Annotated in this window: 26 protein-coding genes; 4 read left to right on the top strand and 22 right to left on the bottom strand. The window is 74.6% G+C overall.

Going from position 1 to position 26,973, the window contains the following annotated elements; genetic code table 11:
• Window positions 1-182: 182 nt before the first annotated feature.
• Window positions 183-719, top strand: coding sequence for a transcriptional regulator (locus tag NH342_RS06920; protein WP_091064617.1), 537 nt, complete (start codon window positions 183-185; stop codon window positions 717-719).
• Between the two features lie 61 nt (window positions 720-780).
• Here NH342_RS06920 and nusB read toward each other — a convergent pair whose 3' ends face one another.
• The 15 genes from nusB to NH342_RS06995 form a co-directional block, all read right to left on the bottom strand.
• Complete coding sequence (nusB, locus tag NH342_RS06925; protein ID WP_253013053.1) at window positions 781-1,188, bottom strand: transcription antitermination factor NusB; 408 nt, start codon at window positions 1,186-1,188, stop codon at window positions 781-783.
• 3 nt (window positions 1,189-1,191) lie between these two features.
• The gene (gene efp / locus NH342_RS06930; RefSeq protein ID WP_253013055.1) at window positions 1,192-1,752 is read right to left on the bottom strand and encodes an elongation factor P; all 561 of its coding nucleotides are present in this window, start codon (window positions 1,750-1,752) and stop codon (window positions 1,192-1,194) included.
• Window positions 1,753-2,835, bottom strand: coding sequence for a Xaa-Pro peptidase family protein (locus NH342_RS06935; protein WP_253013057.1), 1,083 nt, complete (start codon window positions 2,833-2,835; stop codon window positions 1,753-1,755).
• Window positions 2,832-3,266 (bottom strand): type II 3-dehydroquinate dehydratase, encoded by a 435-nt coding sequence (gene aroQ / locus NH342_RS06940; protein ID WP_253013059.1) that lies wholly within the window; start codon window positions 3,264-3,266, stop codon window positions 2,832-2,834. The genes NH342_RS06935 and aroQ overlap by 4 nt, the downstream gene beginning before the upstream one ends.
• Window positions 3,263-4,339, bottom strand: a complete 1,077-nt coding sequence (gene aroB / locus NH342_RS06945; protein ID WP_253013061.1) for a 3-dehydroquinate synthase — start codon at window positions 4,337-4,339, stop codon at window positions 3,263-3,265. The genes aroQ and aroB overlap by 4 nt, the downstream gene beginning before the upstream one ends.
• Complete coding sequence (locus NH342_RS06950; RefSeq protein ID WP_253013063.1) at window positions 4,336-4,881, bottom strand: shikimate kinase; 546 nt, start codon at window positions 4,879-4,881, stop codon at window positions 4,336-4,338. Before NH342_RS06950 ends, aroB begins: the two co-directional genes overlap by 4 nt.
• Window positions 4,878-6,059, bottom strand: a complete 1,182-nt coding sequence (gene aroC / locus NH342_RS06955) for a chorismate synthase (RefSeq protein ID WP_253013065.1) — start codon at window positions 6,057-6,059, stop codon at window positions 4,878-4,880. Before aroC ends, NH342_RS06950 begins: the two co-directional genes overlap by 4 nt.
• A gap of 36 nt (window positions 6,060-6,095) precedes the next feature.
• Window positions 6,096-6,737, bottom strand: a complete 642-nt coding sequence (locus tag NH342_RS06960) for an A24 family peptidase (RefSeq protein WP_253013067.1) — start codon at window positions 6,735-6,737, stop codon at window positions 6,096-6,098.
• Between the two features lie 3 nt (window positions 6,738-6,740).
• Complete coding sequence (locus NH342_RS06965; protein ID WP_253013069.1) at window positions 6,741-7,550, bottom strand: shikimate dehydrogenase; 810 nt, start codon at window positions 7,548-7,550, stop codon at window positions 6,741-6,743.
• Window positions 7,543-9,318 (bottom strand): endolytic transglycosylase MltG, encoded by a 1,776-nt coding sequence (gene mltG, locus NH342_RS24130; protein WP_253013071.1) that lies wholly within the window; start codon window positions 9,316-9,318, stop codon window positions 7,543-7,545. The genes NH342_RS06965 and mltG overlap by 8 nt, the downstream gene beginning before the upstream one ends.
• A gap of 2 nt (window positions 9,319-9,320) precedes the next feature.
• Window positions 9,321-9,788 carry a Holliday junction resolvase RuvX gene (gene ruvX / locus NH342_RS06975; RefSeq protein ID WP_253013073.1) on the bottom strand — a complete coding sequence of 156 codons (468 nt, stop codon included), beginning with the start codon at window positions 9,786-9,788 and terminating at the stop codon, window positions 9,321-9,323.
• Window positions 9,785-12,436 carry an alanine--tRNA ligase gene (gene alaS / locus NH342_RS06980; RefSeq protein ID WP_253013075.1) on the bottom strand — a complete coding sequence of 884 codons (2,652 nt, stop codon included), beginning with the start codon at window positions 12,434-12,436 and terminating at the stop codon, window positions 9,785-9,787. Before alaS ends, ruvX begins: the two co-directional genes overlap by 4 nt.
• Before the next feature lie 49 nt (window positions 12,437-12,485).
• Window positions 12,486-12,791: a hypothetical protein gene (locus NH342_RS06985; protein ID WP_253013077.1), complete on the bottom strand. Its 306-nt coding sequence runs from the start codon at window positions 12,789-12,791 to the stop codon at window positions 12,486-12,488.
• Complete coding sequence (locus NH342_RS06990; RefSeq protein WP_253013079.1) at window positions 12,791-13,216, bottom strand: DUF948 domain-containing protein; 426 nt, start codon at window positions 13,214-13,216, stop codon at window positions 12,791-12,793. Before NH342_RS06990 ends, NH342_RS06985 begins: the two co-directional genes overlap by 1 nt.
• Window positions 13,217-13,315: 99 nt before the next feature.
• Complete coding sequence (locus NH342_RS06995) at window positions 13,316-14,647, bottom strand: replication-associated recombination protein A (RefSeq protein ID WP_253013081.1); 1,332 nt, start codon at window positions 14,645-14,647, stop codon at window positions 13,316-13,318.
• A 66-nt stretch (window positions 14,648-14,713) separates the two neighbouring features.
• Between NH342_RS06995 and NH342_RS07000 the strand changes: the two genes are divergently transcribed.
• Window positions 14,714-15,586, top strand: a complete 873-nt coding sequence (locus NH342_RS07000; protein ID WP_253013083.1) for an aldo/keto reductase — start codon at window positions 14,714-14,716, stop codon at window positions 15,584-15,586.
• A gap of 223 nt (window positions 15,587-15,809) precedes the next feature.
• Window positions 15,810-16,685, top strand: a complete 876-nt coding sequence (locus NH342_RS07005; RefSeq protein ID WP_253013085.1) for a hypothetical protein — start codon at window positions 15,810-15,812, stop codon at window positions 16,683-16,685.
• A 93-nt stretch (window positions 16,686-16,778) separates the two neighbouring features.
• Here the strand turns inward: NH342_RS07005 and NH342_RS07010 are convergent, their stop codons facing one another.
• The 5 genes from NH342_RS07010 to NH342_RS07030 all read right to left on the bottom strand — a co-directional run bounded on the left by NH342_RS07010 (window position 16,779) and on the right by NH342_RS07030 (window position 22,649).
• Complete coding sequence (locus NH342_RS07010; protein WP_253013087.1) at window positions 16,779-17,885, bottom strand: aminotransferase class V-fold PLP-dependent enzyme; 1,107 nt, start codon at window positions 17,883-17,885, stop codon at window positions 16,779-16,781.
• Between the two features lie 90 nt (window positions 17,886-17,975).
• Window positions 17,976-19,703 (bottom strand): aspartate--tRNA ligase, encoded by a 1,728-nt coding sequence (aspS, locus tag NH342_RS07015; protein WP_253013089.1) that lies wholly within the window; start codon window positions 19,701-19,703, stop codon window positions 17,976-17,978.
• A 20-nt stretch (window positions 19,704-19,723) separates the two neighbouring features.
• Window positions 19,724-20,707, bottom strand: a complete 984-nt coding sequence (locus NH342_RS07020; protein WP_253013091.1) for an aldo/keto reductase — start codon at window positions 20,705-20,707, stop codon at window positions 19,724-19,726.
• Between the two features lie 2 nt (window positions 20,708-20,709).
• Window positions 20,710-21,969: a histidine--tRNA ligase gene (hisS, locus tag NH342_RS07025; RefSeq protein WP_253013093.1), complete on the bottom strand. Its 1,260-nt coding sequence runs from the start codon at window positions 21,967-21,969 to the stop codon at window positions 20,710-20,712.
• Window positions 21,966-22,649 (bottom strand): MBL fold metallo-hydrolase, encoded by a 684-nt coding sequence (locus tag NH342_RS07030; protein WP_253013095.1) that lies wholly within the window; start codon window positions 22,647-22,649, stop codon window positions 21,966-21,968. The genes hisS and NH342_RS07030 overlap by 4 nt, the downstream gene beginning before the upstream one ends.
• Before the next feature lie 91 nt (window positions 22,650-22,740).
• On the opposite strand from NH342_RS07030, the gene NH342_RS23310 reads away from it, so the two are divergent.
• The gene (locus NH342_RS23310; RefSeq protein WP_308200620.1) at window positions 22,741-23,577 is read left to right on the top strand and encodes a peptidylprolyl isomerase; all 837 of its coding nucleotides are present in this window, start codon (window positions 22,741-22,743) and stop codon (window positions 23,575-23,577) included.
• Here the strand turns inward: NH342_RS23310 and NH342_RS07040 are convergent.
• Both NH342_RS07040 and NH342_RS07045 read right to left on the bottom strand, forming a co-directional pair.
• Window positions 23,561-24,649, bottom strand: a complete 1,089-nt coding sequence (locus tag NH342_RS07040) for a heparan-alpha-glucosaminide N-acetyltransferase domain-containing protein (protein ID WP_256479662.1) — start codon at window positions 24,647-24,649, stop codon at window positions 23,561-23,563. The genes NH342_RS23310 and NH342_RS07040 overlap by 17 nt on opposite strands.
• A 26-nt stretch (window positions 24,650-24,675) precedes the next feature.
• Window positions 24,676-26,973: bifunctional (p)ppGpp synthetase/guanosine-3',5'-bis(diphosphate) 3'-pyrophosphohydrolase (locus tag NH342_RS07045; RefSeq protein WP_253013099.1), on the bottom strand; the 2,298-nt coding region annotated here is incomplete at its 5' end.

A 26,973-nucleotide genomic window follows, 5' to 3' on the forward strand; every position in this document is an offset into this window, starting at 1 on the left:
ACGGGACGGGTCGTTAAAGGAGCGGGTAGGACCGGGTGCGACGCTAGCGCACGTCCGGTTGTGACCTGCGCCCGCACGGCGATCACCCGATCGGGGTGCTCGACGTGCTGCACACGACCCAAATCACGTACTCTCCGTGACCAGCAATCGCCGTGCACGACGACACTGAGTGAGCAGGAACGATGAGCACCGACTACTCCCGAGCGCTGGGCGCTCGCCTCCGGGCGATCCGGAACCAGCAGGGTCTCTCGCTGCAGGGTGTCGAGGACAAGTCGCACGGCCGCTGGAAGGCCGTCGTGGTGGGGTCCTACGAGCGCGGGGACCGGGCGGTGACCGTGCAGCGGCTGTCCGAGCTCGCGGTGTTCTACGGGGTCCCGGTGGCCGAGCTGCTGCCCGACCCGCGGCCGAGCTCGGCGATCACGAAGTCGACCAAGATCGTGCTGAACCTGGAGTCGCTGGGCTCGCTGCCCGCCGACGAGGCCGGCCCGCTGGCCCGCTACGCCTCGACCATCCAGGCGCAGCGGCACGACTACAACGGCAAGGTGCTCTCGATCCGCACCGAGGACCTGAAGTCGCTGGCGATCATCTACGACATGAGCCCGGACGAGCTGACCACCCGGCTCATCGAGTGGGGCGTGCTGTCCCCCGGCGCCGACGGCAGCATCTACGCCGACGAGGACGAGGACGGCTGGAGCGACCGCCGCCGCTCCCCCCGCTGACCCCCGCACCGCAGAGGAGGCCCGCACCGGTGATCCGGTGCGGGCCTCCTCGCGTGCGGGATCAGGCGGTGGGGATCTGGGACTTCAGGATCCCGGCCAGGACGCCGTTGACGTAGCCGGCCGAGTCGTCGGTGGACAGGCTCTTGGCCAGCTCCACCGCCTCGTCCATGACCACCGCGTCGGGGACGTCGTCGACCCACAGCAGCTCGAACACCGCCATCCGCAGGATCGCGCGGTCCACGTCGGGCAGCCGGTCCAGCGACCAGCCCTGGGCGTGCTCGCCGATCAACCGGTCGACGTCGGCGGCGTGCTCGACGACGCCCTCGACCAGCCGCACGGTGTGCTCGTTGATCGGCGGGTGGCCGTCGGCGATCCGCTCGGCGAGCAGCTCTCGCACGTCACGGCTGCGCAGGTCGGCCTCGTAGAGGACGTCGACCGCGCGCTTGCGCGCCTTGGAGCGGGCGGCCACCGGTCAGCTGACGCGGCCGAGGTACCGGCCGTCGCGGGTGTCGACCTTCAGCTTCTCGCCGGTGGTCACGAACAGCGGCACCTGGATCTCCGCACCGGTCTCCAGGGTCGCGGGCTTGGTGCCGCCGGTGGAGCGGTCGCCCTGCAGGCCCGGGTCGGTGTGGGAGACGACGAGCTCCATCGTCACCGGCAGCTCGACGTAGAGCGGGGTGCCGTCGTGCACGGCGACGACGACCTCGGTGTTCTCCAGCAGGTAGTCCTTGCCGGAGCCCAGGGTGGCCTCGGAGACCGGGATCTGGTCGAAGGTGTCGCCGTCCATGAAGACGTAGTCGGCGCCGTCCTGGTACAGGTAGGTCATCGACCGCTTGTCGACGGTGGCCGTCTCGACCTTGACGCCGGCGTTGAAGGTCCTGTCCACGACCTTGCCGCTGAGCACGTTCTTCAGGGTGGTGCGGACGAAGGCGCCGCCCTTGCCCGGCTTCACGTGCTGGAAGTCGGTGACGGTCCACAGCTGACCGTCCAGGTTGAGGACGATGCCGTTCTTGAGGTCGTTGGTGGTAGCCATCTAGAGGACCAGCAGTTCCTTGCTCGTGAGGGTCAACAACTCGGGCTCGCCATCGGTCACGATCAGCGTGTCCTCTATCCGGACACCGCCGTGCCCCGGGAGGTAGACCCCGGGTTCCACGGTGACGGCCATGCCGGCGGCCAGGGTACCCGCGCCCAGCGCCGAGATGCCCGGAGCCTCGTGGATCTGCAGGCCCACGCCGTGCCCGAGGCCGTGCGTGAAGTGCTCGGCGTGCCCGGCCGCGGCGATGACGTCGCGGGAGGCGGCGTCGACCGCGGTGACGTCGGTGCCCACCGCGAGCGCCGCCCGGCCGGCTGCCTGCGACTCCTGCACCAGCGCGTAGACCTCGGTCTGCCAGTCGGCGGCGTGGCCGAGCACCAGGGTGCGGGTCATGTCGGAGTGGTAGCCGTCGACGGTGGCGCCGAAGTCGAGCTTGAGGAAGTCGCCGGCCCGCAGCTCGGTGGTGTCGGGGCGGTGGTGCGGGATGGCGGAGTTCGTGCCGGCGGCCACGATCGTCTCGAAGGACGGCGCCTCGGCACCCAGGGCCAGCATCCGGGCGTCGAGCTCGCGGCCCACGGCCAGCTCGGTGCGGCCCGGGCGCAGCGCACCCTCGGCGGCGAGCTCGGCCAGCGCCTGGTCGGCGACGGTGCAGGCCCGCCGCAGCGCCTCGACCTCGTCGGCGTCCTTGACCGCGCGCAGCGCCTCCACGGCCTGGCGGAGGCTGACCAGCTCGGTCGACCCCACCGCCCCCTCGAGGCCGCGCAGCCCGTCGACGGTGACCACGTGCGACTCGTAGCCCAGCCGGCCCACCCCGGCGGCGGCGCGGGCCAGCGCCCCGACGGTGGCCCGGTCGACGAGCAGCTCGACGTCGGGGACCTGGGTGCCGGCCTGGGTGGTGTACCGGCCGTCGGTGCCGAACACGTCGCTGCCCTCGACCCGGAGCAGCAGGGCACCGTTGGAGCCGGTGAACCCCGTCAGGTACCGGACGTTGACCAGGTCGGTGACCAGCACGGCGTCCAGCCCGCGCTCGGCCGCCAGGGCGCGCAGCCGCGCCCGGCGTCCGGCGTGGTCGTGCCGGGTCACCGCACACCCCGGTCGGCGAGGAAGCGCAGCGCGGCCTCGTAGCCGAACACGCCCAGGCCCGCGACGACGCCGGTGGCGACGGGCGAGACGTAGGAGTGGTGCCGGAAGTCCTCGCGGGCGTGCACGTTGCTGATGTGCACCTCGACCACCGGGGCGGGCACCTGGGCCAGGGCGTCGCGCAGCACCACCGAGGTGTGGGTCCAGCCGGCCGGGTTGACCACCACGGCGGAGCCGGCGTCGGCGGCTGCGTGCACCCAGCCGATCAGCTCGGCCTCGCTGTCGGTCTGCCGCACCGTGACGTCCTGGCCGAGCTCGGCGGCGACGGCCTCGATGCGGGCGACCAGGTCGGGGTGGGTCGTCGTCCCGTACGTCTCCGGCTCGCGGGTGCCCAGCCGGCCGAGGTTCGCGCCGTTCAGCACGACGATGCTCATGGGGTCGCCTCCACAGCGGACCAGGCCTGGCGCACCCAGGCGTCGTCGGGGTCGGTGAGGATGCCCGGGGCGCCGAGACCGTCGAGGACGACGAACCTCAGCGACCGGCCGCGGGCCTTCTTGTCCACCGCCATCGCCGGTCGCAGCTGGTCCAGGTCACCGGCGTAGGTGGTCGGCAGGCCCATCGCGGCGACCAGGTCACGGTGCCGGTCGGCGTCGGCGCGGGACAGCCGGCCGGCCGCGGCGCCCAGCTCGGCGGCGAACAACATGCCCACGGCGACGGCCTCGCCGTGCCGCCACCGGTAGGACTCGCACCTCTCGATGGCGTGGCCCAGGGTGTGGCCGTAGTTGAGGAACTCCCGGCGGCCGGTGTCGTAGAGGTCCTCGCCCACCGCGTCGGCCTTGACCTGCACGGCACGGGTGATGAGCTCGGTGGTGGCCGACCGGCCGGTGGGGTCGGCCGCCAGCAGGTCGAGGATCGCGGCGTCGGCGATGAAGCCGCACTTGACCACCTCGGCCAGACCGGCGCGGAACTCGGCGTCGGGCAGGCCGTCGAGGACGTCGGTGTCGGCGAGGACGGCGACCGGCGGGTGGAAGGCGCCGACCAGGTTCTTGCCGGCGTCGGTGTTGATGCCGGTCTTCCCGCCGACCGCGGCGTCGACCATGCCGAGCAGGCTGGTGGGCACCTGCACGACACGGACCCCGCGCAGCCAGGTGGCGGCGACGAAGCCGGCCAGGTCGGTGAGCGCTCCCCCGCCGACGCCGACGACGACGTCGCTGCGGGTGTGGCCCAACCGGCCCAGCTCGGCCCACAGCCCCGCGGCGACCTCGACGGTCTTGGCGGCCTCGCCGTCGGGCACGACCAGGGCCTCGGCGGCCAGACCGGCGCTCTGCAGGGTGGCGACGACCTCGCCGGCCAGCGCGGCCAGCGGGGGTGCGTGCACCACGGCGGCACGGACGGCGCCGGCGAGGACGGTGCCGGGCAACAGGGCCAGCTCGTGGCGTGCGCCCGGGCCGACCACGACGTCGTAGGGCGCGCTGCCGGCGACGGTGACCCGGTGCAGGTCGCTCACCGGGCACCGCCCAGGGCGGGCACGGCGGCCACGACGTCGGCGACCACCGCGGCGACGGACCGGCCACCGGTCTGCAGGTGCAGGGTGGCGACCTCGCCGTACATCGAGGCCCGGGTCTCCAGCATCCGGCGCAGCATCTGCCGCGGGTTGACCCCCAGGATGGGCCGGTCACGGGACAGGCCCACCCGCTTGGCCGCGGTGGACAGGTCGACGTCCAGCCAGACGACGGTGCCGCCGGCCCGGCCGTGCTCCACGAGCAGGGCGCGGGTGGGCGCGCTGGTCACGGCACCCCCGCCGAGGGCCAGCACCCCGTCGTGCTCGGCCAGGGCCCGGGCCACCGCCCGCTCCTCCAGGGCCCGGAAGTGCGGCTCGCCCGCGGTGACGAACAGGTCGGCGACCGAGGTGCCGGTCTCGGCCTCGACGTCGTGGTCGGTGTCGCGGAAGGCGACGCCCAGCTCGCGCGCCAGCCGCGTGCCCACGGTGGTCTTGCCCGAGGCCGGCGGGCCGACCAGCACCACGGGTGGGTGGGCGGGCGCGTTCACCGCCAGGCCAGCCCGTCGAGGTAGCCGGTGACGTTGCGGCGGGTCTCGGCCACCGAGTCGCCGCCGAACTTCTCCAGCACCGCGTCGGCCAGCACCAGGGCCACCATCGCCTCCATCACGACCGAGCCGCGGGGCACCGCGCAGGCGTCGCTGCGCTGGTGGATGGCGACCGCTGCCTCGCCGGTGGCGGTGTCGACGGTGGCCAGGGCGCGGGGCACCGTGCTGATCGGCTTCATGGCCGCCCGCACCCGCAGCACCTCGCCGTTGGTCATGCCGCCCTCGATGCCGCCGGCCCGGTCGGTGCGCCGGGCGACGGTGCCCGCGCCGGTCACGTCGATCTCGTCGTGGGCGACCGAGCCGCGCCGGCGGGCGGTCTCCAGGCCGTCGCCGACCTCGACCGCCTTGACCGACTGCACACCCATCAGCGCGCCGGCCAGCCGGCTGTCCAGGCGGCGGTCCCAGTGCACGTGGCTGCCCAGGCCCGGTGGCAGTCCGTGCACCACGACCTCGATGACCCCGCCGAGGGTGTCACCGCTGTCGTGCGCGTCGTCGACCTCGGCCTGCATGCGGGCGCTGGTCGCCGGGTCGGCGCAGCGCACCGGGTCGGCGTCCAGGGCGGCGTTGTCGTCGGGGCCGGGCAGCACGCCGTCGGGTGCGCTGACCGCCCCGATGCCGACCACGTGGCTGACCACCCGCACGCCCAGCACCTGGTGCAGGAACTGCTCGGCGACGGCGCCGAGGGCCACCCGGGCGGCGGTCTCGCGGGCGCTGGCCCGCTCCAGCACGGGGCGGGCGTCGTCGAAGCCGTACTTCTGCATGCCGGCGAGGTCGGCGTGGCCGGGCCGGGGCCGGGTGAGGGGGGCGTTGCGGGCGCGGTTCTCGATCAGTGCCGGGTCGACCGGGTCGGCGGCCATGACCGTCTCCCACTTGGGCCACTCGGTGTTGCCGACCTGGACCGCGATCGGTCCGCCCTGGGTCACGCCGTGCCGGACGCCGCCGGTGAGGGTGACGACGTCCTGCTCGAAGGCCATGCGGGCGCCGCGGCCGTGGCCGAGCCGGCGGCGGGCGAGCTGGGCGTCGATGTCGGAGGTCTGCACCTCCACCCCGGCGGGGAGCCCTTCGAGGATGGCGGTGAGCTGCGGACCGTGCGACTCACCGGCGGTCAGCCAGCGCAACATGGGCTGCAGTCTGCCAGCCGGGTCCGACAGGCCCGCTCAGAGCGGTCCGGCCAGCACCACCGCCACCGCGGCCCCCAGCAGCAGGGGCGGCCCGAAGGGCACTGCCGTGCGCCACCCCGCCCGCCGGGTGGCCAGCAGCGCCAGGCTGCCGCCGGCGCCCAGGAACAGCCCGAGGAACAGGCCGGCGACCACCAGTGCGCCGCCGCCCCACCAGCCCAGCAGGACACCCAGCGGCGCGAGCAGCTTGACGTCGCCGAAGCCGAGCCCGGCGGGGGCGACCAGCCGCAGCACGACCCCGACCGCGAACGCCGCGGCGCCCAGCAGGGCACCGGACAGGGCCCGCACCCCACTGCCCTCGACCAGGGCGTCGACGGCGACCGCCCCCAGCAGGACGGCGAGCGCGGGCAGGGTGACGACGTCGGGCAGCCGGTGCACGGCCAGGTCGACGCCGGCCAGGACCACCGCGGCGGCCCCGAGCCACAGCACCCCGGCCAGCAGCGGCCGCGGCCCGGTGAGCGCCGCGGCCCCGGCCAGCACCACCCCGGTCAGCAGTGCCGTCAGGACCGTCCGCGTCCGGCCGGGGGCCGCCGCGGCGTCCCGTCGCGACAGCCGGACGGTGGCCCGGGCCAGCCAGGGGCCCAGCGCTGCACCGAGCAGCCCGGCCGCGAGGGCGAGCACGGCTCAGCGCGGGACGGCGGCGTCCAGCACCGTGCGCATGGCCTCGAGGGGCGCCGGTCGGCCGGTGATCAGCTCGACCTGCACCGTGGCCTGCCAGAACAGCACGTCCAGTCCGTGCACCGGGGTCCCGCCGGCGGCCTGGACGGCGGCGGCGAGCGGGGTGGGCCAGCCGGCGTAGAGCACGTCGAGCACGGTCTGCCCGGGCTGCCAGTGCAGCCCGGCGACGGTGGTCTGGCCGTCGGTGGGCACGGTGCTGACCACCACCGGGGCGGAGACCTCGGGGGTCTCGGCGAACGTGGCCACCCGGGCGGTGACCTCCAGGGCGTCCAGCACGCCGACGACCCCGGCCGCCCGCGCGGGGTCCCGGACGACGACGTCCACGGTGTGCGCGCCCAGGCTGGCCAGCGCGACGGCCGCCGCGCCCGCCGTCCCGCCGGCACCCAGGATCGCGGCGTGGCCGACCTGCTCGACCCCGGCCAGTTGCAGGGCCATGCCCACGCCGGTGACGTCGGTGTTCTCCGCCCGCCAGCCGCCGGGCACGCGCACCAGGGTGTTGGCCGCCCCGAGCAGGCGGGGCAGCGGGTCGGACTCGGTGGCCCAGGCCGCCGCGGCCTGCTTGCACGGCATGGTGACGGAGAACCCGCGCCACTCCTCCGACAACCCGCCCAGCAGCACCGGCAGCTCGTCGGCGCCCAGGTCGAGCGCCTCGTAGGTCCAGTCGGTCAGCCCGAGCGCTGCGTAGGCGGCCCGGTGCAGCACCGGGGACAGCGAATGGGTGATCGGGCGCCCGAGGACGGCGGCCCGCTCAGCCACCCGGGTTCTCGCGCAGCCACTGCTGGAACAGCGCCACGTTGGCCGCGTGCTCGGCGGCGGTGGCCGCGAACCGGGTGTCGCCGGTGTCGGGGTTGACCACCACGAAGTAGAGCCAGTCACCCGGGGTGGGGTCCAGGACCGCCCGCAGAGCCTCCTCGCCGGGGCTGTCGATGGCGCCCGGCGGCAGGCCGGGGTACCGGTAGGTGTTGTACGGGGAGTCGGTGGCGCGGTCCTCGGCGGTGGTGGTGATGCCGCTCTTGCCGGTGGCGTAGTTGACGGTGGTGTCGAACTGCAGCGGCATCCCGATGGCGATCCGGTTGTTGATCACCGTGGCCACCTTGGACATGTCCTCGGTGGTGGCGGCCTCGGCCTGCACCAGGCTGGCCTCGGTGAGCACCCGCAACCGGTCGGCCTCGGGGATGCCGAGCGAGTCGTAGGTCTGCTCGCCGCGGGCCACGACGGCGCTCAGCACGTCGGTGGCGGTCTGGCCGGGCTCGATGTCGTAGGTGGCCGGGAAGAGGTGGCCCTCGAGCATGCCGTTGGCCCAGGCCGGCAGGCCCAGCGCCGCCGGGTCCGCGGCGGCGGCCTGCAGGTCGGCCAGCGGGATCTCCGAGGCGTCGGCGATCCGCTGCAGCGCGGCGTCGACCCGCAGCCCCTCGGGCAGGGTCACCCGCGAGAACAACCGGGACGCCGGGTCCAGCAGCCGGTCCAGCGCGGCCTGCCCGCTCATCTGCAGGGCCATCGAGTAGACCCCGGGCTGAATGCTGGCCGCGGCCGGGTTGGCCGACGCGGCGTCGACGAACGGGCCGGTGGAGGCGATGACGTCGGCGCTCTGCAGGGTGCGGGCGATGGCGGTGAGGGAGTCGCCGCTCTCCACCCGGATGTCCACCTCGCCCGAGCCGGAACCGCTGTAGTCCGCGGCCACCGGGTTGATCCGCTGGTACAGCCACTGGCCGCCGAAGACGATGCCGACGACGAGGCCGGCCAGCACCAGCAGCGACAGCAGGATGGTGACCGGGCGACGCTTGCGGCGCGGACCCCGGGTGCGACCCCTGTCCCGGCGGCCGCGGCGCCCACCGTGGTGGTGGTCGTCGTCGTCGGCCCCGATCACCTCCAGGCCACCGGTCTGGTCCCACACCGGGTGCTCACCGGTGACCGGCCGCGCGTCCCGGTAGTCGTCGGCGTGGTCGACCGGGCCGTCGACGCCGTGGTCCTCGAGGTCACCGTGCGGGTCGTCGCCGTGCAGGTCGTCGGGGTGCTGGTCGTGCAGGTCGTGGTCCCCGTGGCCCTGCTCGTCCGCGTACCGCTGCTCGTCCGCGTACCGCTGCTCGGCGGCGACGGCGTGCTGCTGGCGGGTGGCCGGGTGGTCCTCGGTCGCCGGGTGGCGGGGGTGCCGGTCGGTGTCGTCGTCGGCGCGGACCGCCGGGCGTTCACCCGTCCCGCCGAGGGCCAGGCCCGACAGGGCGGACACCGGCGGCAGCGGCACGGAACCGCGGGCCTGCGGGGCGCCGGGTGCCCCGGGCACCAGGGGCGTGCGCACGGTGGCGTCGTCCTCGGGTGCCGGCGGCTGGGCGGCCCCGCGCCGGGCGGCCTCCTCCTCCAGCGCACGGCGACGGGCGCGACGGCCGCTGGTCACCGGTCCGGTGGGGTCGTCGCTGATCGCCGCGAACTCGCCGGTCTGCCACTCGCGGAGGAACTCCGAGGCAGGGCGGCCCTCGCCGTCGTGCCGGGCCCGGCGGTCGCTGCGGTCGCCAGCGTCGCTGCCCACGATCACGCTCCGCCCGCGGGCCGGCGGCGGTCCAGCCAGCTCTGCAGGATCACCACGGCGGCCTCCTGGTCGATGACCGCGCGCTGCCGCCGGGCGTCGACGCCCCGGGCCCGGAGGGAGCTGGCAGCGGTCACGGTGGAGAGCCTTTCGTCGACGAGACGCACCGGGACGTCCCCGATCCGCGTGGCCAGTGAACCAGCGTAGGCGCCCGCATCGGCGGCGGAAGCCCCGGACGCACCCGACAGGTGCCTCGGCTCCCCCACCACCACCTCCACCACCTCGTGTTCCACCACGAGGGCAGCCAACCGGTCGAGGTCGGAGGCGTCCTTGGCCCGGCGCAGGGTGGTCAGCGGCGAGGCGAGGAAGCCGGTGGCGTCCGACAGCGCGACACCGACCCGCACGGTGCCGACGTCCACCCCCAGCCGGCGGCCGGGGACCCAGGCCCCGGCGTCGTCCCCGGGGCTGCTCACGCGCCCCCGGCCACGGCCTGCTCCACGGCGGCCAGCGCCGCCGGGATGCCGGCAGGCTCGGTGCCGCCGCCCTGCGCCACGTCGGCCTTGCCGCCACCGCGACCGCCGACCGGACCGGCGGCCGCGCGCAGCAGGTCGTTCGCCGACAACCCGCGTTCCTGCGCTCCCGGCGTCAGCGCCGCGACGAGGGCGACCTTGCCGTCGGCCTCGGACGCGAGGACCACGGCGGCGGGTGCGGCACCGAGCCGGCCGCGGACGTCGAGGGCCAGCCCGCGCAGGTCGCCACCGGACAGGCCGGCCGGCGAACCGGTCACCAGCTGCACCCCGCCGACCTCGCGCGCCGCGGCGGCCAGGTCGCCCGCGGCGGCCAGGGTCTGCGCCCCGCGCAGCTCGGCCAGCTCCCGCTCGGCGTCGCGCTGGCGGGCGAGCATGCCGGAGACGCGCTCGACCAGGCCGTCCTGCGGGGTCTTCAGCAGGTCCGACAGCTGCCGGACAAGGTCGCGCTCGCGGGCCAGGTAACGGAACCCCTCGAGGCCGACGACGGCCTCGACGCGGCGGGAGCCCGAGCCGACCGAGCTCTCCCCGGTGAGCGCCAGCGGGCCGATCTGCGCGCTGCCGCGCACGTGGGTGCCACCGCACAGCTCGCGGGACCACTCACCGCCGATCTCCACGACGCGCACCTGCTCGCCGTAGGTCTCGCCGAACAGCGCGAGCGCGCCGAACTGACGGGCCTCGGGCAGCGTCATCCACAGCGCGCGCACCGCCTGGTCCTCGCGGACGGCGGCGTTGGCGACGTCCTCGATGTCGCTGCGCTGCTGCGCGGTGAGCGCACCCTGCCAGGCGAAGTCCAGCCGCAGGTAGCCCGGCCGGTTGTAGGAACCGGCCTGCAGCGCCTGCGGCCCGAGCACCCGGCGCAGCGCGGCGTGCACCACGTGGGTGCCCGAGTGCGCCTGGCAGGCGGAGCGGCGCCACTCCAGGTCGACCTCGGCGGCGAGCTCGGCGCCCTCGCGCAGCTCGCCCTCGAGGACCCGCACCTGGTGGGCGACCAGGCCCTTGACCGGCCGCTGCACGTCGACGACCTCGGCGCGTCCGCCGTCCCAGACCAGGTGACCGGCGTCGGCGACCTGGCCACCGGACTCGGCGTAGAACGGGGTCGCGTCCAGCACGACGCGGGTCAGCTCGCCGGTGCCGGCGACCTCGGCATCGCCGACGACGCCGAGCACGCGCGACTCGGTGCGCAGGGTGTCGTAGGCCCGCCAGTCGGTGGGGCCGTGCTGGGCGAGCAGCTCGGAGAACCGGCTGACGTCGACGCCGCCGCTGCGCTTGGCGCGCGCGTCGGCACGGGCGCGGTCGCGCTGCTCGGTCATCAGCGCGCGGAACCCGGCCTCGTCGACGGACACGCCCTGCTCGGCGGCCATCTCCAGGGTGAGGTCGATCGGGAAGCCGTAGGTGTCGTGCAGCTGGAACGCCTGCGCGCCCGACAGCTGCGGGGTGCCCGAGGACCTCAGCTGGCCGACCGCGGTGTCCAGCAGCGCGGTGCCGGCGACGAGGGTGCGTCGGAACGCCTCCTCCTCGGCGTAGGCGACCGAGGAGATGCGCTCGAAGTCGGCGGCCAGCTCGGGGTAGCTCGGGCTCATCGCGTCGCGGCTGACCGGCAGCAGCTGCGGCAGCGCCGGGTCCTCGACGCCCAGCAGCCGCATCGCGCGGACCGCGCGGCGCAGCAGCCGCCGCAGGATGTAGCCGCGGCCCTCGTTGCCGGGGGTGACGCCGTCGCCCATGAGCATGAGACCGGAGCGGACGTGGTCGGCGACCACGCGCAGCCGGACGTCGGCGTCGTGGTCGGCCCCGTAGGTGACCCCCGCCAGCTCGGCGGCCCGGCGTAGCACCGGCGCGACCTCGTCGATCTCGTACATGTTGTCGACGCCCTGCAGCAGGAACGCGACGCGCTCGAGGCCCATGCCGGTGTCGATGTTCTTGCGCGGCAGCTCGCCGAGGATCGGGAACTCCTTGCCCTCCCCGTCACCCCGCTCGTACTGCATGAAGACGAGGTTCCAGATCTCCAGGAACCGGTCGCCGGCCGGGTCGTTCTCGGGGCCGCCGTCCGGGCCGTACTCCGGACCGCGGTCGTAGTGGATCTCCGAGCAGGGGCCGGCCGGGCCCGTCGCGCCGGTGGACCAGTAGTTGTCGTCCTTGCCGCGCCGCTGGATGCGCTCGGCCGGCACGTAGGCCTGCCAGGCCTCGAACGCCTCGTCGTCGTCGAGGTAGACGGTGGGCCAGATGCGGTCGGCCGCCAGGCCGAGGCCGCCGTCCTCCACCGACCCGGTGACCAGCTCCCATGCGAACTGGATGGCCTCGGCCTTGAAGTAGTCGCCGAAGGAGAAGTTGCCGTTCATCTGGAAGAACGTGCCGTGCCGGGTGGTCTTGCCCACCTCCTCGATGTCGAGGGTGCGCACGCACTTCTGCACGCTGGTGGCCCGCGGGTAGGGCGCGGGCTCCCGGCCGGTCAGGTAGGGGATGAACGGCACCATGCCGGCGACGGTGAACAGCAGCGACGGGTCGGGCGAGACCAGCGAGGCGCTGGGCACCACGGTGTGGCCCCGCTTCTCGAAGTGCTCCAGGAAACGGCGGCGGATCTCGGCGGTCTGCATCTCGACTTCGTCCTCGGGTGGGCGGGGAGCCCGGTGGGTGGTGCGGGTGTCAGGAATCGGCGGCGTGCGCGCCGCGTCGGGCCTGCAGGGCGGCCTGGCCGCCCGCGGTGGCCTGCTCGCGGGTGGGCAGCGGCGCGTCGAGGCCGGTGCCCTCGCGCAGTTCGTCCTCCCGCGAGGCCGCGGCCGCGCGGACGTCGGCGCCGAAGTCGGCGATGGCGTCGCCGAGGTCGCGCAGCCCCTCGGCCAGCTGGCTCGCGACCGACTGCGGCGTCAACCGCTCGGCGGCGGCGGAGAGCTTGCGGACGACGAGCACGCCGATGGTGACGCCCATGGCCAGCCAGAACAGCCGGCGCATCAGGCGGCCCGCCGCGCGGCGCGGCGCGCGCGGCGCTCGGCCTTCTGATCACGCTGCGCGGCGGCCAGCGCCTGGCCCTCGCGCTTCTTGCCGACCGCGCTGCGGACGCCGTAGCTGAAGGCGGCGGCCTTGATCAGCGGGCTGCCGAGGGTGGCGGCGAAGACGCTGGTCAGCGCGGCGACGTTGCTGGAGACGTTCGCGGCGTTGCCGGTGATGTCGTCGACCCGCTCGAGGTTGGCGTTGACGTGGGTGACCGTGGTGGAGGCCTGGCTGAGGATCGGCTGGCTCTGCTCACGGACCTGGCGGATGGTCAGCGTGGTCTCGTCGAGGGTGCGGCCGAGCTTGAGCAGCGGCACCGCGAGCAGCACCACCAGCAGCACCAGTGCGGCCGCGGCGATGAGCCCGGCGATCTCTCCTGCGGACACGTGGTGTCTCCCCTTGCTCGGCTGTGCACGACTGCGGTCCCGGCTGTCTCCAGGTCGGGGGCCACCCTAACTGCGGGGTCCGACACCGGGCGCCGGCATTCAGCGGCGGCGGCGGACGATGGCGCGCAGCTTGCCCAGCCGGGCCCCGATCGCGGCCTCGGCACCCCGGCCGGTGGGCCGGTAGTAGTCGCGGCCGACGAGTGCGTCGGGCGGGTACTGCTGGGCCAGCACGCCGTCGGGGTGGTCGTGCGGGTAGGCGTAGCTGGCGCCGTGGCCGAGCTTCCCCGCCCCGGCGTAGTGCGCATCGCGCAGCCCCGGCGGCACCGGCCCGCCGAGCCCGGCCCGGACGTCGGCCACGGACTCGGAGATGGCGACGGTGAGGGCGTTGGACTTCGGCGCGGTGGCCAGGTGCGCGGTGGCCTGGGCGAGGGCGAAGTGGCCCTCGGGCATGCCGATGAAGGCCACCGCGTCGGCGGCGGCGACGGCGACCTGCAGCGCGGTGGGGTCGGCCATCCCGATGTCCTCGCTGGCGCTGATGACCAACCGCCGGGCGATGAACCGGGGGTCCTCGCCGGCCTCGACCATCCGGGCCAGGTAGTGCAGCGCGGCGTCCACGTCGGACCCCCGGATGCTCTTGATGAGCGCGCTGGCGACGTCGTAGTGCTGGTCGCCGGCCCGGTCGTAGCGGACGGCGGCCTGGGCGACCGCGGTCTCCAGGGTGGCCAGGTCGAGCGTGCCGGTGCCCGCAGCGGCAGCAGCCCCGGCGCCGGACTCCAGGGCGGTGAGCGCCTTGCGGGCGTCGCCGCCGGCCACCCGCACCAGGTGCTCCTCCGCCTCCTCGGTGAGCGTGACGGCGCCGGCCAGCCCGCGCTCGGACGTCAGCGCCCGGTGCAGCACGGCGCGCACGTCGCCGTCCGAGAGCGACTGCAGGGCGAGCACCAGCGAGCGGGACAGCAGGGGCGAGACCACCGAGAAGAACGGGTTCTCGGTGGTGGCCGCGACGAGGCTGACCACCCGGTCCTCGACGGCCGACAGCAGGGAGTCCTGCTGGGTCTTGGAGAACCGGTGCACCTCGTCGATGAACAGCACGGTGCGGCGGTTGCCGTGCACCAGCTCGGACTTCGCCCCCGCGATGACCGCACGGACCTCCTTGACCCCGGCGTCCAGGGCCGACAGCTGCACGAACTTGCGCTTGGTGGCCAGCGAGATGACGTGCGCGAGGGTGGTCTTGCCGGTGCCGGGCGGGCCGTAGAGCACCAGCGACATGGGCTCGTCGCCCTCGACGAGGCGGCGCAGCGGGGCGCGGGGGCCGAGCAGGTGCTGCTGGCCGACCACCTCGTCGAGGGCGCGCGGGCGCATCCGCACGGCGAGGGGGGCACCGGGGTCGACGCCGGGGTCCGCGGTCGGCTCCGGGTCGAACAGGGTGCTCACGCGTACGACGCTACCGCCGGGGGCAGACAGTCCCCCGACGATCCGGATCGAGGAGAGGACCCCTCCGTGCAGCACCGCACCATCGGCAACGACACCGTCGGCCGGGTGACCGTCTCGGCCATCGGCCTGGGCGCCATGCCCCTGTCCGTGGGCGACCGGCCCTCGCCCGAGGACGCCGAGCGGACCGTGCACGCCGCGCTGGACGCCGGCGTGACCCTCATCGACACCGCCGACGCCTACTGCCTCGACGAGTCCGAGGTCGGCCACAACGAGCGCACGGTCGCCGCGGCGATCCGCTCCTGGGGCGGGTCGGACGACGTCCTGGTGGCCACGAAGGGCGGGCACACCCGCGAGGGCAGCGAATGGGCCCTGGACGGCAGCCCCGAGTACCTGCGCCGGGCCTGCGAGGCCTCGCTGCGGGCGCTGGGCACCGACGCAATCGGCCTCTACCAGTTCCACCGGCCCGACCCGGAGACCCCCTGGGAGGAGTCGATGGGCGGGATGAAGGAGCTGCACGACGCCGGCAAGGTGCGGATGGTCGGCATCTCCAACGCCGACGTCGGCCAGATCGACGCCGCCCGGGCGATCCTGGGCGACGCCCTGGTGAGCGTGCAGAACCAGTTCTCCCCCGGCTTCCGGTCCTCGGCCGACGAGCTCGCGCACTGCGCGGCCACCGGTCTGGCCTGGCTGCCGTGGAGCCCGTTCGGCGGGATGGGCGGGGCGGGCTCGCTGGCCTCGACGGCGGCGGAGTTCGCCGCGGTGGCCGGCGAGCTGGGCGTGTCGGTCTACAAGGTGACGCTGGCCTGGCACCTCGCCCAGGCCGACGTCGTCATCCCGATCCCGGGCGCCAGCAAGCCGCGCTCCATCCAGGACAGCGCGGCAGCCACCCACGTCCAGCTGAGCCCCGAGCAACTCGCGAGGCTCAACACCGCCACCTGACCCCTGCCCCACCCCACCCCACCCATGCAGTTGATCATCGCCATCGGCAGGTGGGACGCGCTGATTCCCGGCCTGTCCCACCTGCACCTGGCGATGATCAACGCGGGGTGGACGGCTAGCAGACCTGCGCGCGAGCCGCTGGCGGGCGTCCACACCCGCTGGCCCTGTCCACAGATGGGGCGGACGGCGGCCGTGCGCCCGCTCCTGGCGGCACGGTCGAGGGGTGCAGCCACCCCACGTCGTCACCGCCGCGCAGGCCACCGCCCTCGGCGCCGGCCGCGGTCGGCGGCAGGGCGCCGACTGGCTGCACCTGGCACACGACCGTTGGGTCCAGCTGCCCGACGCGGTCGACGCCCGCGAACGCCTCGCGCTGCTGGCCCAGGGCCTGCCGCCCGACGCCGCCTACAGCCACCTCGCCGCCGCACACCTGCTCGGGGCGCACGTCGACCTGCCGGCCCGACCGACGATCGCGCTCACCCCGCGCCGGGTGCTACCGCAGCGCGCCGAGGTCGTCACCCGCACCCGCTCGCTCGCCGCCGACGACGTGGTGGTCGTCGACGGCCTGCGCGTGACCAGCGGCGCCCAGACCTTCCTCGACTGCGCCGCGGCGATGTCGGCCGACGAGCTGTGCGCGGTGGGCGATGCACTGCTCCGGGCCGGCACCCTGGACCCCGCGGAACTGGCGGCACGGCTGACCCGCGCGGGCCGCACGCGAGGCGTCGTCCGGGCCCGTGCGGTCGCCCCCCACCTGGACGGCCGGGCGATGTCGCGCCCAGAGAGCCAGGTGCGGTGGTGGCTCATCGACAGCGACCTGCCCCCGGTCGAGCTGCAGGTGCCGGTCCGCGACGCGAGGGGCGAGGTGGTCGCCCACGGCGACCTCGGCTGGGAGGCGTGGAAGGTGCTGGGCGAGTACGAGGGCCGCCACCATGCCGAGGCCGACCAGTTCGACAGCGACATCGACCGCTACTCGCTGATGGCCGCCGACGGCTGGCTGGTGCTGCGCTTCGCCAACCGCCACCGCAACCGGCGAACGGTGGTCGACCGCTGCCGCCGCGCCCTGGTCAGCCGCGGCTGGCAGCCCCCGCCCCGCCCCCGTTGATCACCGCCATCCGCGGGTGGGACGCGCCGGGGTGCGGCGTGTCCGGCCTGCAGCGGACGATGATCAACTGCGGGAGGCGCACGGACGAAGGGCTCAGGCGAGGACGTCGTCCAGCGCGGCCAGCACCAGGGCGACGGTGTCGGGGCGGGCGTTGTGGCCCATCATCCCGATCCGCCACACGGTCGCGGCGAACTCGCCCACCCCGCCGCCGATCTCGATGGAGTACTCCTCCAGCAACCGCTTGCGCACGCCCGCGGAGTCCACGCCGTCGGGCACCCAGACCGTGGTCAGCTCGGGCAGCCGGTGGCCCTCAGCGGCGAACAAGCGCATGCCGCGCTCGACCAGACCGGCCTGCAGCGCCCCGCCGGCGGCGGCGTGCCGGGCGTGCACGGCGGGCAGGCCCTCCTCCAGCACCCGGCCCAGGCCCGCGTGCAGCGAGACGACCATGCCGGTGGGCGCGGTGTGGTGGTAGGTCCGCCCGCCCGAGCCCGCGGCCTCGCCGGCGTACCCGCCGAGCATGCCGAGGTCGAGGTACCAGGACTGCGGCTTGGTGATCCGCCGCTCCCAGGCCCGGTCGGAGATCGTGAACGGCGCCAGGCCGGGGGCGACGCCGAGGCACTTCTGCGAGCCGGAGTAGGCGATGTCCACGCCCCACGCGTCCAGCTCGACCGGGATCCCGCCGAGGGAGGTCACGCAGTCGGCGATGAGCAGCGCGTCGCCCTTGCCGGCGCCGAGCGCCGCCATGTCGGACTCCACGCCGGTGGAGGTCTCGGCGTGCACGGCGGCGATGACCTTGGGCGAGGGGTGCGCGGCGAGCACGCGCTCGGCGTCGACCGGCTGGCCCCACTCGTGCTCGACGGCGACCACCTCGGCGCCGGTGCGCGAGGCGACGTCGACCATCCGCTGGCCGAACAGCCCGTTGACGGCGACCACGGCGACGTCGCCGGGCCCCACGGTGTTGACGAAGGCGGCCTCCATGCCAGCCGACCCGGTGGCCGACAGCGGCAGGGTGCGCCGGTTCACGGTGCCGAACACGGTGCGCAGCCGGTCCGAGGTCTCGTCGAGCACCTGGAGGAACAGCGGGTCGAGGTGGCCCAGCAGCGGCTGCCCGAGGGCGACGGTGGCCTCCGGGTAGGGGTTGCAGGGACCGGGACCGAGCAGGGTGCGGGCGCGCAGCATGTGCCGCACGTTACCCAGCACCCCAGCACCCCAGCCACTGTTGATCATCGTCATCCGCAGGCCGGGCACGCCCACGGGGGCGTGTCCTCAGCTGCGGATGACGATGATCAACTACGGGTGAGTCTCCGGCGTCGCGTCGATGCCGGCTTCCTTGCGCTGGGCGGCGCTGATCGGGGTGGGGGCGCCGGTGAGCGGGTCGTAGCCGGCCCCGGTCTTGGGGAAGGCGATGACCTCGCGGATGGACTCCACCCCGGCCAGCAGCGCGACCAGGCGGTCCCAGCCCAGCGCGGCGCCGGCGTGCGGCGGCGGGCCGTAGGCGAAGGCCTCCAGGAAGAAGCCGAACCGGTCCCGGGCCTCCTCGGTGGACATGCCGAGGGTCTCGAACACCCGCTCCTGCAGCGCCGCGTCGTGGATGCGGACCGAGCCGGACATGCACTCGTTGCCGTTGATCACCAGGTCGTAGGCGTCGGACAGCGCCGCGCCCTTGTCCTCGGCGAACCGCTCCCGCCACTCGGGGGTCGGCGAGGTGAAGGGGTGGTGCATGAAGGTCCACCCGCCGTCCTCGGTCTCCTCGAACATCGGGAAGTCCACGACGAACAGGAACGCCCACGAGCCCTCGGGGACCAGCTCCAGCCGCTTGGCGATCTCGTTGCGCGCCGCGCCGAGCAGCTCCTGGGCCGGCCGGCGGGGGCCGGCGGCGAAGAAGATGCAGTCGCCCGGCTGCGCGCCGACGGCGGCGACCAGGCCCGCGCGCTCGGTGTCGGAGATGTTCTTGGTGACCGGGCCGCCGAGCGTGCCGTCCTCGGCGACGGTGACGTAGGCCAGTCCCTTGTGGCCGCGGGAGCGGGCCCAGTCCTGCCAGGCGTCGAAGGTGCGCCGGGGCTGCGAGCCGCCGCCGGGCATCACGACAGCGCCGACGTAGGCCGCCTGGAACACCCGGAACGGGGTCTCGGCGAAGAAGTCGGTCAGCTCGGTCAGCTCGACCCCGAAGCGGGTGTCGGGCTTGTCGGAGCCGAACCGGTCCATCGCCTCGCGGTAGGTCATCCGCGGGATCTCGCCCACCTCGTGGTCGGCCAGCTCGCGCCAGAGCGCGGTGACCACGGCCGAGGCGACGTCGAGCACGTCGTCCCGGTCGACGAAGCTCATCTCGAAGTCCAGCTGGGTGAACTCCGGCTGCCGGTCGGCGCGGAAGTCCTCGTCCCGGAAGCAGCGGGCGATCTGGTAGTACCGCTCCAGCCCGCCGATCATCAGGAGCTGCTTGAACAGCTGCGGGGACTGCGGCAGGGCGTACCAGGAGCCGGGCTGCAGCCGGACCGGGACGACGAAGTCGCGGGCGCCCTCGGGGGTGGAGCGGGTCAGCGACGGGGTCTCGACCTCGGTGAAGCCGAGGCCCGCCATGACGCCGCGGGCGACCCGGTTGACCTCGCTGCGCAGCTTCATCACCGAGGCCGGGCCCTGACGGCGCAGGTCGAGGTAGCGGTGGGCGTAGCGGACGTCGTCCCCGGCGGCCTGCGCGGTCTCGATCGGGAAGGGCAGCGGGGCCGACGCCGAGAGCACCTGCAGCGTCGAGGCGACGACCTCGATCTCGCCCGAGGGCAGCTCGGGGTTCTCGTTGCCCTCGGGCCGGCGCTGCACCTCACCGGTGACGAGCACGCAGAACTCGTTGCGCAGCGCGTGCGCCTCCTCCTCGCGGACGACGACCTGGGCGTAGCCCGAGCCGTCGCGGACGTCGAGGAAGACCACCCCGCCGTGGTCGCGACGGCGGGCGATCCAGCCGGCGAGGGTGACGGTGGTTCCGGCGTCGGACGCCCGGAGGGTGCCGGCGTCGTGGGTGCGCAACAAGGAAGTGCCTCTCAGGGTTACCAGCGGGAGTGGACGTGGGTGCGGATGCGCTCGTCGTAGAGCCGCTCGAGGTCGGCCAGCTCGGTGTCGGTGAGCGGGGGCAGGTCCGCGGCGGCCGCGTTGGACGCCGCCTGCCGCACGCTGCTGGCGCCGGGGATGACGGCGGTCACGCCGGGCTGCTGGATGATCCAGCGCAGCGCGACCTGGGCGGGGGTGCGGTCGCCGGCGACCTCGACGAACTCGCGGGCGGCCGCGACGCCGACCTCGTAGGGCACCCCGGCGAAGGTCTCGCCGACGTCGAAGGCCTCGCCGTTGCGGTTGAACTGCCGGTGGTCGTCGGCGCCGAAGGTGGTGTCCTCGGTGAACCGGCCGGTGAGCAGGCCGGAGGCCAGCGGCACCCGGGCCAGGATGCCGACCCGTGCTGCGGCGGCGGCGGGCAGCAGCTCCTCCAGCGGCTTGCGGCGGAAGACGTTGAGGATGACCTGGATGGACTGCACGCCCTCGTGCTCCAGCGCGGTCAGGCCCTCGGCCACCGTCTCGACGGAGACGCCGTAGGCGGCGACCGAGCCGTCGGCGACGAACCCGTCGAGGGTGTCGTAGACGCGCTGGTCGGAGTAGACGGCGGGCGGCGGGCAGTGCAGCTGCACCAGGTCGAGGGTGTCGACGGCGAGGTTGCGGCGCGACCGGTCGACCCAGGCCCGCAGGTTCTCGGGCGTGTAGGTCTCGGCGACGAAGGGGTCGGCCCGGCGCCCGGCCTTGGTCGCCACGAACGGCCGGTCGCCGCCGCGGTCGGCCAGGGCGGCGGCGATGCGCTGCTCGGAGCGGCCGTCACCGTAGACGTCGGCGGTGTCCAGCAGGGTGACCCCGGCGTCCAGGGCGGTGTCGAGAGCCTGGCGGGCGGTGGCGTCGTCGACGTCGCCCCAGTCGGCGCCGAGCTGCCAGGTGCCGAGGCCGACGACGGAGACGGACGCGCCGGTGCGGCCCAGGGGGCGGGTTTCCATGCTCACACGCTCGCACGCAGGCGGTCGGCCAGCTCACCGAGGGGGACGGCGACCTGCTCGCCGGTGGCCATCGTCTTCACCTGGGCGACGCCCTCGGCCAGGTCGCGCTCCCCCACCACGACCACGCGTGCGGCGCCGGAGCGGTCGGCGGCCTTCATGGCGCCCTTGAGCCCGCGGCCGCCGTAGACGGTGTCGGCGGCGACGCCCGCGGCCCGCAGCTGCCCGACCAGCCGGACGGCGAACCGCTTGGCGTCGGCGCCCAGGTGGACGACGAACACGTCCGTGCCGCCGGTGACCGGGACGTCCAGGCCCTCGGCCTGCACGGCGAGCAGGGTGCGGTCCACCCCGACGGCGTAGCCGATGCCCGAGAGGTCAGGGCCGCCGAGGGCCGCGGACAGCCCGTCGTAGCGCCCGCCGCCGCCGATGCTGGCCTGCGCGCCCAGGCCGCGGTGCACGAACTCGAAGGTGGTCTTGGTGTAGTAGTCCAGCCCGCGCACCAGGCGGGGCGCCTCGACCCAGGTCACCCCGAGGTCGGACAGGTGCTGGCGCACGGCGTCGTAGTGCGCCCTGGTCCCCTCGGACAGGTGGTCGACCATCAGCGGGGCGTCGGCGAGCTGGGCCTGCACCTCGGGCCGCTTGTCGTCCAGCACCCGCAGCGGGTTGATCGCGGCCCGCGCCCGGGTCTCCTCGTCGAGGTCCAGGCCGGCCAGGAAGTCCACCAGCAGCTCGCGGTACTGCGGCCGGCAGGTGGCGTCGCCCAGCGAGGTCAGCTGCAGGTCGTAGTCGGTGAGCCCGAGGCCGCGGAAACCGGCGTCGGCGAGGGCCACGAGCTCGGCGTCCAGGGCGGGGTCGTCGACGCCGAGGGCCTCGACGCTGACCTGGGTGAAGTGCCGGTAGCGGCCGGCCTGCGGCCGCTCGTAGCGGAACGCCGACCCGACCGTCCACAGCTTCGCGGGCAGGGCGCCGGCGAAGAGCCGGTGCTCGATGAAGGCCCGCATGACCCCGGCGGTGAACTCCGGCCGCAGGGTCAGCGAGCGGCCGCCGCGGTCGTCGAAGGTGTACATCTCCTTGGACACGACGTCGGTGGACTCGCCCACGCCGCGGGAGAACACCGCGGTCTCCTCGAAGACCGGGGTCTCGATGTAGCCGTAGCCGGCGGTCAGCAGCGGGGCGACCAGCCCGTCGCGCACGGCCAGGTAGGTGGCCGAGTCGGGGGGCAGCCGGTCGAAGGTGCCCTTGGGGGCGCGCTGGACGTCGCTCACAGCCCCCGCCCCCTCGGTGCGGCGGCGGCCTCGGCCAGGTAGGGGTTGGTGGCCCGCTCCCGCCCGATGGTCGTGGCCGGGCCGTGACCGGGGAGGACGACGGTGGCGTCGTCCAGCGGCAGGACGACGTCGCGCAGCGACCCGAGCATCGACTCCCACGACCCACCGGGCAGGTCGACCCGGCCCACGGAGCCGGCGAACAGCACGTCGCCGGCCAGCAGCCCCGGGGCGTCGTCCAGGTCCAGGGAGAACATCACCGAGCCCGGCGTGTGGCCGGGGGCGTGCCGCACGACCAGGTCGACGCCGGCCAGCGACACGGTGGCGCCGTCCTCGAGGGTCAGCACGTCGGCCGGGTCGGGCAGCCGCACCCCGGAGACCAGGGGCGCCAGCTGCGGGCCGTGCCAGCGGACCGGGTCGGCGAGCATGCCGGCGTCGTCGGGGTGCAGGTAGGCGGGGATGTCGTAGCCGTCGCAGACCGGCAGCACCGAGAAGGTGTGGTCCAGGTGCCCGTGGGTGAGCACGACGGCGACCGGCTTCAGGCCGTCGTCGGCCAGCATCCGCGCGAGCGGCTCGACGGCGTCCATGCCGGGGTCGACGACGACGCACTCGGCGCGCGGACCGGTGGCCACCGCGTAGCAGTTCGTACCGAATGCCCCGGCGGGGAACGAGCGGATGAGCACCCGAGCAGGGTACGTGGCACCGCCGACACGTCCGGCGTCCCGATCGGCGTCCCAGCAGGTCGCCAGTGAGGCCCGCCTAGACTGCCCCCTCGTGGTCAGCAACAAGCAGCGCCGTCAGTCCGCCCAGCGTCACCTGCAGCGGCAGCTGGAGCGGCGGGCCGCGCAGCAGCGCAAGCGCCGCCGCAACCTGCTGGTCGGGGCCACCGTGGCCGCCGTCGTGGTCGTCGTGGGCGCCGCGCTGCTGATCACCGGCATCGGCGGGGACGACGACACCACCGCCACCGCCGACGCCACCTCGACCAGCTCGGCGGCCGCCCCCACCGCTGGCCCCGGCGCCGAGCGGGCCGGGCAGACCACCACCGCCGGGTCCTGCACCTACACCTACGACGCGCAGGGCAGTGCCGGCTCCTTCGCCGTCGACGCCCCCTCGGGCGACCTGCCCACCGGGCAGCAGGCCGAGACCATCGCCACGAGCGCCGGCGACGTCCCGGTCACCCTGGACTTCTCCGGCCCCGGCGCCTGCGCGGCCGAGAGCTTCACGTCGCTGGCCTCGCAGGGCTACTTCGACGGCACCCCCTGCCACCGGCTGACCACCTCCGAGGGTCTGCAGGTGCTGCAGTGCGGGGACCCGTCGGGCACCGGTACCGGCGGCCCCGGCTACACCTTCCCGACCGCCACCTCGGGCAGCGAGACCTACAGCCGCGGCGTGCTGGCCATGGCCAACAGCGGACAGGGCACCGACGGCAGCCAGTTCTTCCTGGTCTACGGCGACAGCCAGCTCCCGCCGAGCTACACCGTCTTCGGCTCGATCGGCGACGCCGGCCTGGGCGTGCTGGACACCGTCGCCGCGGGCGGTGTCGCGGACGGCAGCCAGGACGGCGCCCCCGCCACCCCGGTCACCATCACCGGAGTCACCCCGGCCGCCTGACCCGCGGCCCGGCGGCCACCGCCCGGCCGGTGACCGCGGCGACGACCTGCTCCAGCGGACCCCGCCCGACCAGCCGGGACCAGGCGGTGCACGCCACGAGGGCGGTCACCGCGAAGACCAGGTAGACCGCCCAGCGCTGGTCCGCGGTCAGCGCCGAGCGGTCACCGCCGGCGGCGAGCCCGAGCAGGTGCACGCAGTAGGCGGTCAGCGGCATGGAGCCGACGGCGGCCAGCGGGACCAGCACCGGCCGCACCCGGTCGGCGAGCCACAGGCACCCGGCCAGCACGAGCAGGGCGAACCCGCCGGACCCGACCACCTCGGCCACCGACCCGCTGTGCGGGTCGGCCACCAGCAGCTGGTCGGCGGCCGGCACCAGGTCCCGCCAGGACGTCGCGCCCTCCTGCAGCACGAACCCGGGGACGGCGGGGTCGGCCCGCACGCCCAGCAGGGGCCCGACCCCGTACCCGACCACGGCCAGCCCGAGGCCGGCGCCGGCCAGGCGCACCCGGGTGCCGGCCGCGGTGAGGTCCAGCCGCCCGACACCCAGCCCGGTGACGACGAACGCCGCCCAGACGACCACCGGGTAGTAGCCGGTCACGGCCAGCTCACCGAGCACCCCGCCGCCGGGGCCGGCGGCGACCCAGGGCAGCAGCAGCTGGTGGAACAGCGGGACGACCACCGCCACCCACCCCGCGGCGAGCGCGAACAGCCGGCGCGGCGACCAGGTCAGCAGCGGCACGCACAGCGCGAGCAGCACGGCGTAGAACTCGAGGATCACGTACACGCCGGTGGTCAGCAGCTGCACCAGGCCACCGGCCACCAGCAGCAGGGCGGCCCGGGTGAGCACGACCAGCCGGGCCCGCACGAGCGCCTCCCCGGCCGGTGGCGCCGTGCGCCCGGTCAGCAGGGCGACCGAGACGCCGGCGAGCACCGCGAACAGGATCGAGGACCGGCCGTCCACCAGCCCGGACCAGGTGCCCGGGTCGGTCCACACCAGGTCGTCGGTGGCCAGCAGGTGCGCCCCGAACATGCCCAGCACGGCGAGCCCCCGGGCGACGTCGACGCCGACCAGGCGGGACGGCGCCCCCGCGCCGCTGGTTACGCCGTCACCCGTTCCACGTCGAAGACGCCGTCCACGTTGCGCACGGTCTGCAGCACCGCGCCCAGGTGCGCGGGGTCGGCCAGCTCGAAGGTGAACCGGCTGACCGCCACCCGGTCGCGGCTGGTCTGCACCGACGCCGAGAGGATGTTGACCCGCTCGTCGGCGAGGGCCTTGGTGACGTCGGAGAGCAGCCGGTGCCGGTCCAGTGCCTCGACCTGGATGGCGACCAGGAACACCGCGCCGGGCTGCGCGGCCCAGGCGACCTCGACGAGCCGCTCGGGCTTGCGCTGCAGGTCCGCGGCGTTGGTGCAGTCGGTGCGGTGCACGCTGACCCCGCCGCCGCGGGTGACGAAGCCGAGGATGTCGTCGCCGGGCACCGGGGTGCAGCACTTGGCGAGCTTGGCCCACACGTCGTCCATGCCGGTGACGACGATGCCGGGGTCCCCGCCGGCGCTGCGGGCCACCGAGCGTCGGGCCGGGATGGCGGTCTCGGCGATGTCCTCGGTGGCGCCCTCGGAGCCGCCGAGGGCCACCAGCAGCTTCTCCACGACCGAGGACGCCGAGACCCGGCTCTCCCCCACCGCGGCGTACAGCGCGCTGACGTCGGGGTGGTGCAGGTCGGCTGCGAGGGTGGCCAGCGCCTCGCCGCCCATGAGGCGCTGGAGAGGCAGGCCGGCCTTGCGCATGGCCTTGGTGAGCGCGTCCTTGCCCGCCTCGACGGCGTCCTCGCGGCGCTCCTTGGTGAACCACTGCCGGATCTTGGTCCGGGCGCGGGAGGAGCCGACGAACTCCAGCCAGTCGCGGCTGGGCCCGGCGGTCGGGGACTTGGAGGTGAAGACCTCGACGGTGTCGCCGTTGGACAGCTTCGAGTCCAGCGACACCAGCGACCCGTTCACCCGCGCGCCGATGCATCGGTAGCCGACCTCGGTGTGCACCGCGAAGGCGAAGTCCACCGGGGTGGAGTTGTCCGGCAGGCTCATCACGTCGCCCTTGGGCGTGAAGACGAAGACCTCCTGCGGACCGAGGTCGTAGCGCAGCGTCTCCAGGAACTCGCCGGGCTCCTGCGCCTCGCGCTGCCAGTCCAGCAGCTGGCGCAGCCACAGCATGTCGTCACCGGCCGTGCCCGGACGCGGCCCGGCGGCGACCCCGCCCTTGGCCTTCTCCTTGTACTTCCAGTGCGCGGCGATGCCGTACTCGGCGGTGCGGTGCATGTCGTGGGTGCGGATCTGCAGCTCCACGGGCTTGCCCTGCGGGCCGATCACCGTGGTGTGCAGCGACTGGTACATGTTGAACTTCGGCATCGCCACGAAGTCCTTGAAGCGACCGGGCACCGGCTGCCAGTGCGCGTGCATGATGCCCAGCGCGGCGTAGCAGTCGCGCACCGACTCGACCAGGATGCGGATGCCGACGAGGTCCCAGATGTCGGTGAAGTCGCGTCCGCGGACGATCATCTTCTGGTAGATCGAGTAGTAGTGCTTGGGCCGGCCGGTGACGGTGGCCTCGACCTTCGCGCCCTTGAGCTGCTCGGTGACCGCGCTGGTGACCTCGGCCAGGTAGGTGTCGCGGGAGGGTGCGCGCTCGGCGACCAGCCGGACGATCTCGTCGTACCGCTTGGGGTAGAGCGTGGCGAACGCGAGGTCCTCGAGCTCCCACTTGATGGTGTTCATGCCCAGCCGGTGGGCCAGCGGGGCCAGGATCTCCAGCGTCTCGCGGGCCTTCTTCTCCTGCTTCTCCGGCGGCAGGAAGCGCAGCGTGCGCATGTTGTGCAGCCGGTCGGCGAGCTTGATGACCAGCACGCGGGGGTCGCGGGCCATCGCCACGATCATCTTGCGGATGGTCTCGGCCTGCGCGCCGTCGCCGAACTGCACCTTGTCGATCTTGGTGACGCCGTCGACGAGGTGGGCGACCTCGGGCCCGAAGTCGGTGACGATGGACTCCAGCGAGACCCCGGTGTCCTCGACGGTGTCGTGCAGCAGCGCGGCGACCAGGGTGGTGGTGTCCATGCCCAAGCCGGCCAGCACGGTGGCCACCGCGAGCGGGTGGGTGATGTAGGGGTCGCCGGACTTGCGCTTCTGGGCGGCGTGCGCGGCCTCGGCGACGTCGTAGGCGCGCTGCAGCAGGGCGAGGTCGGCCTTGGGGTGGCTCTGCCGGTGCAGCGCGGCCAGCGGCTCGAGCACCGGCCGGACGACGGTGGAGCGCTGGCCCGCGACGATCCGGCGGGCCAGCCGGTCCACGACCCGGCGGCGGCGCACCGACTCCAGGGCCGGGCCGTCGACGTCGGCGGCGGGCTCGGT

The organism is Klenkia sp. PcliD-1-E (assembly GCF_024124375.1).
Lineage (GTDB): Bacteria > Actinomycetota > Actinomycetes > Mycobacteriales > Geodermatophilaceae > Klenkia.

Excerpts from the sequence above, each read along its gene's own strand:
- NH342_RS06920 (WP_091064617.1), top strand. The coding sequence starts at position 183 with ATGAGCACCGACTACTCCCGAGCGCTGGGCGCTCGCCTCCGGGCGATC.
- efp (WP_253013055.1), bottom strand. The coding sequence starts at position 1,752 with ATGGCTACCACCAACGACCTCAAGAACGGCATCGTCCTCAACCTGGAC.
- aroQ (WP_253013059.1), bottom strand. The coding sequence starts at position 3,266 with ATGAGCATCGTCGTGCTGAACGGCGCGAACCTCGGCCGGCTGGGCACC.
- aroC (WP_253013065.1), bottom strand. The coding sequence starts at position 6,059 with ATGTTGCGCTGGCTGACCGCCGGTGAGTCGCACGGTCCGCAGCTCACC.
- alaS (WP_253013075.1), bottom strand. The coding sequence starts at position 12,436 with ATGCAGACCGCCGAGATCCGCCGCCGTTTCCTGGAGCACTTCGAGAAG.
- NH342_RS06985 (WP_253013077.1), bottom strand. The coding sequence starts at position 12,791 with ATGCGCCGGCTGTTCTGGCTGGCCATGGGCGTCACCATCGGCGTGCTC.
- NH342_RS07020 (WP_253013091.1), bottom strand. The coding sequence starts at position 20,707 with ATGGAAACCCGCCCCCTGGGCCGCACCGGCGCGTCCGTCTCCGTCGTC.